General features: G+C 71.3%; 7 protein-coding genes. 3 read left to right on the plus strand and 4 right to left on the minus strand.

Going from position 1 to position 13,491, the window contains the following annotated elements; translation table 11 throughout:
* Positions 1-74 precede the first annotated feature (74 nt).
* Positions 75-608, plus strand: a complete 534-nt coding sequence (locus tag HUA76_RS18810; RefSeq protein ID WP_174461671.1) for a hypothetical protein — start codon at positions 75-77, stop codon at positions 606-608.
* Between the two features lie 12 nt (positions 609-620).
* Here the strand turns inward: HUA76_RS18810 and HUA76_RS18815 are convergent, their stop codons facing one another.
* Entirely contained in the window at positions 621-4,238 is a 3,618-nt protein-coding gene (locus HUA76_RS18815; protein ID WP_174461672.1) for a serine/threonine-protein kinase, read from the minus strand.
* 336 nt (positions 4,239-4,574) lie between these two features.
* On the opposite strand from HUA76_RS18815, the gene rsgA reads away from it, so the two are divergent.
* Positions 4,575-5,666 carry a ribosome small subunit-dependent GTPase A gene (rsgA, locus tag HUA76_RS18820; RefSeq protein ID WP_174461673.1) on the plus strand — a complete coding sequence of 364 codons (1,092 nt, stop codon included), beginning with the start codon at positions 4,575-4,577 and terminating at the stop codon, positions 5,664-5,666.
* 409 nt (positions 5,667-6,075) lie between these two features.
* On the opposite strand, the gene HUA76_RS18825 is transcribed toward rsgA, so the two are convergent.
* Together HUA76_RS18825 and HUA76_RS18830 are read right to left on the minus strand one after the other, a co-directional pair.
* Complete coding sequence (locus HUA76_RS18825) at positions 6,076-6,606, minus strand: hypothetical protein (RefSeq protein WP_174458461.1); 531 nt, start codon at positions 6,604-6,606, stop codon at positions 6,076-6,078.
* 38 nt (positions 6,607-6,644) lie between these two features.
* Positions 6,645-8,294, minus strand: coding sequence for a hypothetical protein (locus HUA76_RS18830; protein ID WP_174461674.1), 1,650 nt, complete (start codon positions 8,292-8,294; stop codon positions 6,645-6,647).
* Positions 8,295-8,594: 300 nt separating this feature from the next.
* On the opposite strand from HUA76_RS18830, the gene HUA76_RS18835 reads away from it, so the two are divergent.
* Complete coding sequence (locus tag HUA76_RS18835) at positions 8,595-11,105, plus strand: PAS domain S-box protein (RefSeq protein WP_174458459.1); 2,511 nt, start codon at positions 8,595-8,597, stop codon at positions 11,103-11,105.
* On the opposite strand, the gene thrA is transcribed toward HUA76_RS18835, so the two are convergent.
* A complete protein-coding gene (gene thrA / locus HUA76_RS18840; protein ID WP_174461675.1) occupies positions 11,027-13,480 on the minus strand; it encodes a bifunctional aspartate kinase/homoserine dehydrogenase I in 2,454 nt (817 codons plus the stop codon). The genes HUA76_RS18835 and thrA overlap by 79 nt on opposite strands.
* Positions 13,481-13,491 lie beyond the last annotated feature (11 nt).

Genomic DNA, 13,491 nt, shown 5'->3' on the forward strand with positions numbered 1-13,491 from the left:
CAAGCTCCACGGGCCACCGTCCGGGTCGGGCCAGTCCCGCGCATCCCAAGCGACGTGGCGGGGAGGCTTGCACCATGGATGGGCACTGGAAGCATTGGCTGGGCGTCGTCATGTTGTCGCTGGGGTGGAGCTGCGCGCCCGACACGTCGGGGCCCGCGGAGGTCGATGCGCGGGGTGTGCAGTCCCAGGCGGAATACGACGCCTCCGCCTGCGCCAAGCTCCATGCCGTGCCCTGTCCCATGGTGGACGGGGGGTGCCCCAAGCCCGAGGAGGGGACGCTGTGTTTCATCACCATCTCCCTGGGGGCCGACCCCGTGACGCCTCCCCGAAGCTGCGTCTGGCAGCGACACCTGCTCAAGTTTCAGCTCGCCCCGGGTGTCCCCTGGGCGTTGCTCAAGTTCCATGGAGAGGGCGCCGACGCCATCTTCGAGAACTACAACAAGGACGACATCAAGCTGGTGGCGGGGCCCATGTCGAGCTGGTGCCGCAGGGTCCGTCGCAATGCGGTCTGGAAGGACTACCCCTTCGTCGTCTCGACCGACACGGGCGAGGGCCAGCCCGGGGACCTGGAAGTGGTCAGGGATCCCAACGAGCCCGAGGAGGAGTGACGCTCCAGCTCTTCACGGAGGCGTCGCGCGGGAGCGGCCCGGCTCCGTGAGCAGGGGCGCCCAGGTCCGAGCGAGCAGGGGGCGCGCGGTGAGCGCGCTCGACAGGGCTTCCCGCGCGCGTGCCTGCTGACCGGGATGCTCGGCCGGGAAGGCCCGGGCCTGGGTGAGCTCCAGCGCCGCATGCAGCGCGCGCGCCTCTTCATCGTGGGGGCGCGCCTTCAGCACCGGGGCCACCCATGACAGGCCGCGCTCCAGCACCTCGCGAGGGTCCTTGTCCGCGAGCCGCCGCGCCAGCGCCCAGTCCAGGTGGAGCCGCGCCAGTGCGCGCCGGTCATCGTGGGGACGGGAGCTGACGGCGAGGGCGGCCTCGTGGGCCTGCTCGGCGCGAGTGAAGGCGGCCTCCCAGTCCTTCGCGTGGAGGACACTCCAGGCCGCGCTCAGGCCGCGAGCCTCCGCGGCGTAGCGCAGCGCTTCCTCGTCCCGGGGGTTGCGTCGCAGGGCCTCACCCAGGGCCTGCTCGGCGGCGTCGAGCTCGGGCCTGGCGTCTGTGCCTCGCTCCAGCGCGAAGGCGGCGAGCACCCGGTGGGCCTGTCCCAGGTTGGCCCAGGCCGTCGAAAGGTCCGGCTGGAGCGCGAGCGCGGCGCGGGCCTCGCGTTGCGCGGCGCGGGCGTCGTCTCGCGGGTCTTCTCCCCGGGCCAGGCGATGGGCCGCGCGGGTGGCGTGGGCTTCCGACAGGTTGCTGTGCGGCAGGCCCTGCTTCGGGGCCAGGGCCAGGGCGCGGCTGAAGGATGCATGCGCTTCGTCCAGGGCGGGGAAGGGGGCCTCGCCGCGAAGCCACGCGGCCCGCGCGCGCTCCAGGTGCACCAGCCCCACGCCCCCGTGGAGCTGGGGCACGTCCGCGTTGAGGGCCAGCGCGCTCCGGTACGACGCGAGCGCGGTGTCCAGGGAAGGACTCGCGTCGCCTCCACCGTCGCGCAGTCGCGTGGCGCGCAGCGCGTGGACCTGGGCCTCGTAGAAGTGGCTGACGAGGTTGCGGGGATTGAGCGTCCGCGCCTTCTCCAGCGCCTGTCGCGCGCGCTCCAGGTCCGCGTCCGCGTCGGGGTTGCGAGGGTTCGACGCGCGCTTGAACCAGGCGCTGCCCAGGTTGATCCACGCGTCGGGCAGCGCCTCGTCGATGCGGATGGCGGTGAGGTACGCGTCGATGGCGCGCTTGCGATGGCCGAGCGAGTCCTCGCCCACCGCGTCCTCGTGGTCCGCCCACACCTTGAAGATGAGGCCCAGGTTGGAGTGGTAGTCGTAGCCGCGCTCCTGGAGCGCCACGCCGTCGAAGGCCTCGATGGCCTGCTTCAGCGATTCCCGGGGGTCCTCGCTGCGCGCCTGTTGAATCCGGGCGCGCTGCCAGAGCACCAGCCCCAGCGCGTGGCGGACCTCGCTGCTCACGGGGTCCACGTCGAGCGCGGCCCGGGCCGCCTTCAGCGCCGCCTGGAGCGCGGCTTCCGCGTCGCCACCCTGTCGGCTCCGGAACTCGGCGAGCCTGCGATGGAGGTGGGCCTTGCGCACCAGGGACGGCAGGTGTCGGGGCGACGCTGTGAGCGCGCGCTCCAGGGCTTCGAGTGCCCGCTCGATGTGCGGTGTCACGTCACCCTGGCCATACAGGCCCATGCGCAGGGCCACCTGCTCGACGCCGGCCAGGGCCAGGTGTGACTCCGGCAGGCTCTCCGCCAGGGACGCGGCGCGGACATGGGCCTTCCTCGCCGCCTCCAGGTCTTCTTGCGCGCGCTCGCGACGTCCCGCGTCCCAGTGCCCGGTGGCGCGCGCCACCAGCACGTCACCCCTCAGGAGCGGGGCCTCGAAGAACCAGGGCAGCCGGTCTCCCAGCGCATCCAGCCGCTCCAGCGCGTCCTCGTACCGCTCCTCGTGGTACGCGAGCAGGGCCGCGACGTACTCGGCCGGGGGCAGGTCGGCGCCGCTGCCCTGTCGCAACCACGCCAGCGCGGGCTCCCGGTAGAGCGTCACCAGCTCGCGCCGCCGCGCCTGTCGCTCCGAGGCGGGCAGGTGCTCGTAGGCGCGCAGCCGCTCCTGGTAGAGCTGCCCGAGCGCGAGCGCCAGCGCGCACGCGACGCGAGGCGTGCGGGTGCCATGCTTCCACGCGGCCTCCAGGTGCTCCCGGGCCCGCGCCGGTTCTCCGAGCGCCAGCCAGCCCCGGCCCAGCGCCTCGTTGCCCGGCCCGAGCGCGTGCTCGCCGCCATCGCGCATCTCCCCCGCGATGTCCTGGAGGCGCGTCTCCAGCACGTGCCGCTCATTCCGGGTGTCGTGCAGTCGCGCCAATGCGGTGTAGCGCGCGCGGGACTCGACGTGCTCGGCCAGCTCGGAGAATCGCCGCGCCAGGTGCTCGCGCACGTCCGCGTCCCGGCGGGCCAGCACGGCCTGCACTCCGGCCAGCAACATCAACAGGCCCGCCACCGCCGCGAGCAGCAGCCCCCGCCAGTGCCTGCGCGTCAGCCGCGCCAGCCTCCAGGCCGTCCCCACCGAGCGCGCGAGCACCGGCTCCCCGTCGAGGAAGCGTTGCAGGTCCTCCGCGAGCGCGCGCGCCGAGTCGTAGCGGGCCGCGCGCTGCTTCTCCAGACACTTGAGGACGATGGCCTCCAGGTCCGCGGGCACCTCCGGCGCGAGCACACGAGGCGGTGTGGGGTCCTCGGTGGGGATGCGGCTGAGCACCTCCAGCGCGTTGCCCCCGGGGATGGGCGGCTGGCCCACCAGGAGCGCGTAGAGCGTGGCGCCCAGGGCATAGACGTCCGCGCGGCGGTCCAGGCGGTTCACCTCTCCGCGCGCCTGCTCCGGCGCCATGTAGTGCGGCGTGCCGAGGATGGAGCCCGTGGCGGTGGCCCCTTCTCCCGGGTCCCTGGCGAGGCCGAAGTCCATGACGTACGGCTTCCACTGCCCGTCGGCCGTGCGCTCCACCAGGATGTTGGACGGCTTGAGGTCCCGGTGGATGAGGCCCGCGCGGTGGGCGGCGTGCACGCCCTCGGCGGCCTGGGCCAGGATGAGCGCCTTCTGCTCCAGGCTGAGCACGCCCGCGAGCTGGTGGAGGGGCTGGCCGTCCACGTACTGCATGGCGATGTACGCGCGGCCCTGGACCTGGCCCACTTCGTACACCTTGCACACCCGCTCGTGGTCCACCCGTGCCTGGGCCTGCGCCTCGGCGACGAAGTGCCGCGCCCGGTCCGAGTCGTCGTCCCTCACGAACTTGAGCGCCACGGGGCGACGCAGCACCGGGTCCTGGACCAGGAAGACGCGCCCCATGCCGCCCTGTCCCAGGAAGCGGATGGGCGCGTAGCGCTCCCAGCCCGGCACGGGGAAGCCAGGCTCCGGCTCCGGCTCCAGCGCCTTGGGGGGCCCCACATGGCCGGTGGCGGTGGGGGCGCCCACCAGCGCGCCCTGGAGGGCCGCGCGCGACGCGCTCCTCAGCGAGGCGAGCGTGTGCTCGGACAGTCGCCCCCGCTCCCGCAACAGCTCCAGGGGCGCGGCCTCGCGTCGCAGGGCCTCCGCCCGCAGCGCCTCCACTTCGCTGTCCGAGAGCAGGCCCTCGAAGAGCACCGCCCGCAGCTCCGCCTCGTAGTCCTCGCGCATCGGCGTTCCCAGGCTCGTGTGTCCGCGGCCTTCTCTACCGAGACGACGGGCGGGACGTTTTGTACCACCCGCCCCCCACGACATCCCCCGTGCACGGGGCGGGCCTCGTTGATATGCAGGGGGCGCCGGACGACGGTCGTCGTCGTCCCGCGTGTCCCCTGGAGGCCCCATGCACGCCGACATTCATCTTGCCGCGGTGGGAGTCCTGTTCACCCGGAGGACGCGGGCCTGGTAAGGCCGGCGTGAAGGCCCGTCACAGCGCGGTCCACGTCCCCCCGGGTGCCCCTGAAGAACCGAGGTGCGCCGCAGGCACCGCTCTGTCCGGAGTCTTTCCACGTGTCACTTGAAACCTTTGGTTGGGGGCCCGAGCTGGCCCAGGCTTTCTCCGTCGTCGTCGCGTCGTCCCCTCTGCCCCTCGTCCCCGGCCGCGTGGTGCGCCAGCACCGAGGGCTCGTCTCCGTACAGACCGCCGAGCGCACCCTGTGGGCGCGCACGGCGGGAAAGCTGCTCCACCAGGCCCCCGGCGCCGAGTCGCTGCCCACCGTGGGGGACTGGGTCGCGATGCTCATGCCTCCCGGAAAAGGGGAGGGAATGCTGCACGCCGTCCTGCCGCGCAAAAGCCTGCTCGTGCGCCGGGAGGTCGGCCGCGAGCAGGGCGGCGGCCAGCTCATCGCCGCCAACCTGGACGTCGTGCTGCTCGTCGCCGGGCTGGATTCGAACTTCAACCCCCGCCGCATCGAGCGCGCGCTCACCCTGGCCTGGAGCAGCGGCGCCACCCCCGCGGTGCTGCTCACCAAGGTGGACCTCCACGACGACGCGACGTCGCTCGTCCAGGCCGTGGAGGCACTGGCCCCCGGGGTCCCCGTGCTCGCGCTGAGCTCATGGACTGGCGAGGGGCTCGACGCGGTGCGGGCGCTGCTGCCCTCCGGCAAGACGGGCGCGCTTTTGGGCTCCTCCGGCGTGGGCAAGTCCACCCTCGTCAACCGGCTGCTGGGCGAAGAGCGCCTGGCCACCCAGTCGGTTCGCGTGGAGGATGACAAGGGGCGTCACACGACGACGCACCGCGAGCTGTTCCTCCTGCCCCACGGCGCACTGCTCATCGACGGCCCTGGGATGCGCGAGCTGGGGCTGATGGGGGATGAGGAGGAAGGCATCGAGCAGACCTTCGCCGACATCCTCGAGCTGGCGGAAGGGTGCCGTTTCAACGACTGCACCCACCAGGGCGAGCCGGGGTGCGCCGTGCGCGCCGCCGTCAAGGCCGGAACACTTCCCGAGGAGCGGCTCTCGAGCTTCGAGAAGCTCCAGAAGGAGAAGGCGTTCCAGTCGCGCCAGGCGAGCCCCGCCGCGCAGCGTGAGCAGCGCAAGTTCGAAAAGGGCCGCACGATGATTGGCTGGGAAGTCTCTCGCGCCAAGCGCCGCCGCGACTGAACCCCCCGGGCTGAAAATCGCCGCGGAAATCCCGCGCTCAAGGATTTGGACCCGTCGCGTTTGGATATTTCGAAAGGTGGGGACACCCGGGCAGAGCCGGGGTGTCCAAGGGGTTCAGACGCAGAGCGTCTGAAGGGCGGTTGGGGGGAGTGTCCGGGCGGTTTGCCGGCACTCGAGTTTTCGAACGCACTGCGTTCGAGGGGGGACGAGGCGCGCCGGGGGGCTCGCCTCTGACCTTATGAGGGGGCGCCCCTGGGGAGGGGCGTGGCTTCCGGAGGGCATGCCGAGGGGCGTGCCCGACGTTGGACCGGAAGTTCGAATTCGAGCAGTCCATACGGCGGGGAGCGCGTCGAGGGGGCGCGCTCCCCGCGGTTCTTTTCAGGGCCCGTCCAGGCCCGCCGCACGTGAGCTACCGCGCGGAGTCGGACGAGGGCATCAGCTTGATGGGCTGACCGTCGTCGCCCGTCACCACGTCACCCGTGGTCTTCTGCTGCTGCACGCTGGGCTCTCCCACGGAGAAGGTGGCCACCTTCGTCATCGGAGCGCCTCGGAAGGTGCCGCTGATGGCGACGACGAGGAGCGAGCGCCCGTCGCCCGGGGTGAAGTCCACGTCCAGGGTGGTGGTGGTGGCCTGCTCGAAGCGGGCGCCCCGCATGGGCGTGGTTTCGCTCGTCACGCGCAGCCCGTCCAGGCCGGAGATGTCCACCTGGACGTCGTCCGCGGGGCCCTGGAAGCGCAGGGTGACGGTGGCCTTGTCGCCGGCCAGACTGGCGCCCACCTCCACGGGCGCGCTGATCTTGCCGGTGGTGGCCCCGTTCGCCTGCGACGCGGTGTCCGCCGTGCCACTCCCGGCGGGGCTGCTCTTCGCGGGAGACGTGCAGGCCACCGGCGCCACGAGCGCGAGGAGGCCGGAGAGGAGCGCGGGTGCGATGCGATTCATGAGAACTCCTGGGGGAGACTGAAAGAGGCGAGGTCCGTTCATGGGCTGGTGATGGAGACGGAGTAGTTGTAGGTGCCCGTGCTGTCCTTGAAGCCCGTCACGATGAGCACGTATTGACGGTCCGCCTGGCTGGAGAAGCGGAAGGACTCCGTGCCTCTGAGGAAGTCGTCGGCGAAGCCCGCTCGGGTGCCCTGCTGGAGGGCCTGGATGCCCACGTCCTCGGTCGAGTTGGCGGAGACGATCACCGTCCTGCCCGTGCCGTTGAAGACGTAGTACCGGTTCTGCTGTTGCTGGTTGGAGGGCTTGCCGCCCGTGAGGGTGCCGTTGGCGTTGTACGGCAGCGACGACACCGTGGTGTACATGGCCGCCAACTGGGTGTCGCCTTCGCCGAAGGCGGAGCGAATCGAGCCGATCTGGTAGTGGGCCGCGAGCGTGTCCAGGGCCGCCGCGTTGACGCCCGGCTGCGCCTTGAGCCCGTGGATGAAGGAGCCGATGGTCGTCAGCGCGGGCGTCGTCTTCTGCGGTCCCACCAGCACGTCGTACAACGTGCCGAGACCGATGTTCACCTGGTCATACGAAGCCTCGGCCGCGCTCGAGGCGTCGAAGATGTCATAGAGCAGCCGCATGACGCTGAACTCGGAGAAGACGCTTGGCGTCGGGTCGTCCGCGGCCGCCGTCTCCATGTCGAAGCCGAAGGCGGTCTGCCGGCCTGCTCCCCAGGAGGTGTCGACGTAGAGGGGGTCCGGCAGGAGGATGGCGGAGAGCGCGTTGCCGTAGCCCTCGCCGAAGGCGATGCGCGGATCCAACACGTCGCCGCCGATATGCTGGCCGCCCGGGTTGTCCGAGCGGGAGAGGTTGGACTCGAAGTAGTGCCCCCACTCGTGGACGATGACGTGGTTGTCGAACTCGTCTGTGTCCGCGCCCTCCTTGCCCAGCACGTAGACTTCGTTCTCCGAGGGCGAGAAGTGCGAGGTGCCAATCTGCCCGGTGGAGGTGTCTCCGCTGTTGTTGCGCTCCGCGATGTTGTTCGGGCTCCAGTTCACCTTGAGCGGTGGAAAGGGGACCGTGCGCACGGCGAGGAAGGCCCGTGACGCGGTGTACATGCTGTCCAGGATGGCGAAGGGCGCCGCGACACGCTGGCTCGGGTTGTAGGAGGAGCCCGTCCAACCGTGGCCCGCGTGCAAATCCCTGCTCGTGGTGCCGCCGGTGATGGTGGCGGACACGGCCCAGATGGCGTTGCGCGCCGTGTTGTCCTCCACCTGGATGGCGGGCGTGGTCGTCTTGGCCAGGGTCGCGAGCGTCAGGTTGGCGCCGGTGCCGGCGGTGTAGGTGAGCTGGTAGCGGCCGTCCTCGTCCGTGGTCGCCGTGCCGAGCACGGTGGTGCCCCGCATCACCTGGACGGTGGCGTTGCGCACGGGCCGCACGCTCGTCTGCGCGAAGGCCAGCATGCCGCCACGGGTGGGCGTGGTCGTGAGAATGGCCGGAACAAAGTCGTACGTCACCCTGCCGGTGAGGGTGGCGGTGATCGGCGGGCCCGCATCGGGCTCGGGCACCCCCGCATCGGGATTGCCTCCGCCGTCGGGCTCGTCGTCGTTGCCGTTGTCGGTACAGCCGAACATGGTGAGACTGAGCGCGAGCGCCAGCATCGCGCTGGTGCGGCCCCAGACCGATTTGCGAGACACGTACATTCCGTCCTCCCCCTTCCTTTCGCTTTCGATGGGTGGCGGGCATTCTCGGCGGGTCCTCCTGGAACTTCAAACGTTGGAGGGCGGATGCGGCCCGTGAGCCGCGAATTGTCGGGGAAGGGTGTGCACTCTGGCCGGGAGCGTCCGGGCGTGCGGGCCCGTCCTCGAGGCTCGGCAGGCAGGCAGGCCGGCCTCGCCTCGGACCCAGGTGTGGGTTGGCGTTGGAGCAGGGCGCGCGCATCGTTCACGCAGGCGTCGCGCGCGCGGGGGGCGAGCGACCCCCTGGCCCATCGTCTCCTCGCCATGCCCTCTTCGACCGACAGTCCGAGCCTGCCTCACCCCGTCGGGAGGGATGTGCCTGTCGAGGGCGGCGAGAGCTTCTTCCAGTCCGTCGTCACCAGCATGGCGGAGGGCGTGGTGGTGGCGGACGAGCAGGGGAGGTTCGTCTTCATCAACCCCACCGCGGCGCAGTTGATGGGGGTGGACGCCTCGGGCACGGCGCTCTCCGAGTGGTCGTCGCACTTCGGCCTCTTCCTGCCGGACCAGGTCACGCCGTATCCCCCGGAGGACCTGCCGCTGGCGCGCGCCATCCGGGGCGAGTCGATGAGTCAGGTGGAGATCTTCCTTCGCAACCCCGAGAAGCCCTCGGGCGTCTGGCTGCTGGTGAGCTGCCGACCCGTGCGGGACGCGAGCGGAGCACCGCGCGGCGGGGTCGCCGTCTTCACCGACATCACCGAGTTCAAGCGGGCCGAGCAGGCCCTGCTCGAGAGTGAGCAGAAGCACCGGACGCTCTACAACAACACGCCGGTGATGATGCACTCCATCGACCGCGAGGGCCGGCTGATCAGCGTCAGCGACTGCTGGCTGTCCACGCTGGGCTACCGGCGCGAGGAGGTGCTGGGCCACGACTCGGTGGAGTTCCTGTCCGAGGAGTCCACGCGGCTTGCCCGGGAGAAGGTGCTGCCCGCCTTCTTCGCGACGGGCTTCTGCAAGGACGTCCCGTACCGGCTTCGCAAGAAGAACGGCGAGTACCTCGATGTGTTGCTGTCCGCCATCGCCGAGCGCGACTCGAGCGGCGCGTGGGTCCGCTCGCTGGCGGTGCTGCTCGACGTGACGGAGCGCAAGCGCGCGGAGGAGGCCCTCCTGCAGAGCGAGCAGCAGCTGCGGGCCATCCTGGACAACGCCACCTCCATCTTCTTCCTGCTCGACACCCAGGGCCGCTACGTCTTCGTCAACCGGCAGTGGGAGCTGATGTTCCGCCGCACCCGCGAGGACGTCATCGGCAAACAGGTCCACGACCTCTTCCCGCCGGAGGTCGCGGACGGCTTCCATCGGATGACCGACGCGGTGCTCCAGCGACGGATGCCGCTGGTCCAGGAGGAGCGCATCCCCCAGGAGGACGGCCTCCACACGTACATCACCCAGAAGTTCCCGCTCATGGACGCCCTGGGCGTGCCCTATGCCGTCTGCGGCATCTCCACGGACATCACCGAGCGCAAGCGCCTGGAGGAAGCGCAGCGGTTTCTCGCCGAGGCGAGTCGCGAGCTGGGCACGTCGCTCGACTACGAGACGACGCTCCAGCGCGTCGCGGAGCTGACGGTGCCCCGGCTGGCGGACGTGTGCGTCGTCTTCATCCCGGGGGAGGGCGGGCGACTGCGTCCGGTGGCGGTGTCGGCCCGAGAGCCCGGGCAGGCCGAGGATGTGCGAGCGCTGCTCTCGGCCCACCCGCTGCTTCCAGACGTCCACCGGGGCCCGGTGGCGGTGATGGCGACGGGGCGCTCGGAGTGTTCGCGATTGCCTGGGGGCATCCTGGACAAGGATGGGCTGGATGCGAGGCAGTGGCGCCGCGTGCGCGCGTTGGGCGGTCGGCCCTCCCTCAGCGTGCCGCTCCAGGCGCGCGGCCGGAGCCTGGGCGTGCTGACGCTCCTGTCGACGTCGCGGTCCGCGCGAAGCTTCGGCGCGGACCAGGTGGCGCTGGCGGAGGAGCTGGGGCGCCGCGCGGCCTTCGCCATCGACAACGCGCAGCTGTACCGCAAGTCCCAGGAGGCCATTCGCGTCCGCGACGAGTTCCTCTCCATCGCCTCCCATGAGCTGAAGACGCCGCTGACGTCCATGAAGCTGCGCATGCAGCAGATGGCGGCCCTGCTGTCGCGGCCCCGGCCCGACTCGACGCTCGCCGCCAGACTGTCCAGCATGCTCTTCGTCTGCGAAAGCCAGCTGTCCCGGCTGTCCCGACTGGTGGAGCACCTGCTCGATGTCTCCCGCATCCACGAGTCGCGGCTCGCGCTGCGCCTGGAGGAGATGGACCTGTCGGTGGTGGCGCGCGACGTGGCGGCCCACCTCCGGGAGCAACTGGAGAAGGCGGGCTGCGAGCTGGTGTTGGAGGCGCCACCGTCGCTGCCGGGCCGCTGGGACAGGCTTCGCGTGGAGCAGGTGATGATGAATCTGCTGACCAACGCGGTGAAGTATGGGGCGGGCCAGCCCATCTGGATGCGGCTGGCCTCCCACGACGAGCGGGTGTGGCTGAGCGTGGAGGACCGGGGGATGGGCATCCCCCGCGAGGCCCAGGTGCGCATCTTCGAGCGCTTCGAGCGCGCCGCCTCACCCAACTACGGAGGGCTGGGGCTGGGCCTCTTCATCACCCGACAAATCGTGGAGGCCCACGGTGGCCGGGTGTGGGTGGAGAGCGAGCCGGGGCGGGGCGCCCGCTTCGTCGTCGAGCTGCCCCAGTGGACTCACGTCAGCGGGCCTTCCACCAGCCGCAGCACGTCCGCCAACACGCCGGACGCCGTCACCGCCGCGCCCGCGCCGTAGCCCCGGATGACGAGCGGCGTGGGGCTGTAGCGCTCGGAGAGGAAGCTGAGCGCGTTCTCTCCGCCCTTCACCGCCGCCAGGGGGTTCTCCAGGGGCACGGCCTTCAAGCCCACCGCGCAGCCCTCCTGTCCGACGCTGCCCACGTACCGCAGCACCTTCCCCTCGTCGCGCAGGCGCTCCACGCGGCGCTGGAAGGCGGCGTCGATGCTCGGCAGCCGCTCAAGGAACGCGTCGAGCGGGCCGTCCGCGTCGAAGTCCGCGGGCAGGAGCGACTCCAGCGCCACCTGCTCCAGCTCCACCTCGCGTCCCAGCTCCCGGGCGAGGATGAGCACCTTGCGCGCCACGTCGGTGCCCTGCAGGTCGTCGCGAGGGTCCGGCTCGGTGAAGCGCTTCTCCATGGCGGTGCCCACCGCCTGTGACAGCGGCACGCCCTGTTCGGTGAGGCCGAGGATGAAGGACAGCGAGCCGGAGAGGATGCCTTCGATGCGGTGCACCTGGTCTCCGGTGCGCAGCATGTTCTTCAGCGTGTCGATGACGGGCAGGGCCGCGCCCACGTTCGTCTCGTACAGGAAGCGGCGCTGGTGGCGCGAGGCCGTCTCGCGGATGGCGCGCCAGTGGGCCATGCGTCCCGCGTTGGCCTTCTTGTTGGCGGTGACGACGTGGAGCCCCGAGGCCAGGAGGGACGGGTAGGCGAGCGCCACGTCCTCGCTGCTGGTGCAGTCCACGAAGATGGGACGGCCCGGGCGCTTCTCGCGCGCCTGCTCGCGGAAGGAGTCCAGCGACGCGGACGCGGTGCCCGCCTCCAGCTTCTCCTTCCACTGCTCCAGGGGGATGCCCGCGGGCTCGATGACGCCCTTGCGGCTGTTGGCGATGGCGCACACCCGCAGGTCCACGCCCTGGGCGCGCAGGTGGGGGGCCTGCTGACGAATCTGCCGCATCAGCTCCCCGCCCACGCTGCCCACGCCCGCCACCAGCAGCTCCACCACCTCCGTGGTGCCGAAGTAGCGGTGGTGGACGTGGGCCATGGCGCGCGGGCCGTCCGCCTCGGTGATGACGGCGGAGATGCTGCGCTCACTGGAGCCCTGGGCGATGGCGGCGATGCTGCAACCCACGTCGGCCAGGCCACTGAAGAAGGTGCCGGCCACGCCCACGCGGTGGCGCATGCCGTCGCCGACGATGCTGAGCACCGCCAGCTGGCCCTGGCGCTCAATCGTGTCCACCTTGCCGGCCTCTCGCTCCACCTCGAACTCGGTCTCCAGCGCGCGCACGGCGGCGTCGGACTCCGACTGCTGCACGCAGAAGCTGATGGAGCACTCGCTGGAGCCCTGGGTGATGAGGACCACGGAGATGCCGGTGCGGGCCATGGACGCGAAGACGCGCGCGGCGGTGCCCGGCACGCCCTTGAGGCCCGCGCCGGCGATGTTGATGAGCGCCACGTCGCGCAGGAAGGACAGGCCGCGCACGGGGTGGTCCGGCGGCGCGGCGGAGTCCGTCACCAGGGTGCCGGGGTGCTCGGGCCGGAAGCTGTTGCACACGCGCACGGGGATGCCGCGCTCACGGGCGGGGGCAATCGTCTTGGGGTGGAGCACCTTGGCGCCGAAGTACGCCAGCTCCATCGCCTCCTCGAAGCTCACCTCCGCCAGGGGGAAGGCCTCGGGGACCAGCCTCGGGTCGGCGCTGAAGATGCCGTCCACGTCCGTCCAGATTTCCAGGAGCCGGGCATCCAGCGCGGCCGCGGCCAGCGCCGCCGAATAGTCCGAGCCTCCGCGTCCCAGCGACAGCGTCTTGCCGCGCTCGTCACCGCCGAAGAAGCCCGGCATCAGCATCAACCCGGGGCCGCTCGCGTCGCGCAGCGGGGCGAAGCGTGCGCGAATCTCGTCCATGCGCGGCGTGGCCTGGAGCGGATCTCCCGTGCAGATGAGCACGTGGCGCGGCTCCACCGCGTGGGGGGACAGCTTGCGCGCGGACATCAGCGCCTCCAGCAGCAGACAGGAGGCGCGCTCGCCCAGGCCGGACAGGTGGGCGAGCACGGAAGGGGAGCACTCGCGCAGGAGGCCCACGCCCTGGAGCAGGCCGCGCAGCTCGGTGGAGATGGCCGCGAGCCCCAGCTCCAGCGGCGCGAGCGCCTCCAGCTCGCTCCCCAGCTCCCGGGCGATGGAGAGGTGGGTCTGCTCGAAGCGGGAGAGCGCGGCGTCCACCGCGCCGCCCTCCTGCGCGAGCCGCGCCGTGTCCACCAGGAGGTTGGTGATGCCGGTGACGGCCGAGGCCACCACCATCACCCGTGTCTCCTTGCGGGCCTGCTCCACCAGGTCCACCACGCGCCGAATCTGCGCGGTGCCGCCCACGCTCGTCCCGCCGAATTTCATCACGCGCATGACGGCACCTC

Source organism: Myxococcus sp. CA056, assembly GCF_013336715.1.
Taxonomy (GTDB): Bacteria; Myxococcota; Myxococcia; order Myxococcales; family Myxococcaceae; genus Myxococcus; species Myxococcus llanfairpwllgwyngyllgogerychwyrndrobwllllantysiliogogogochensis.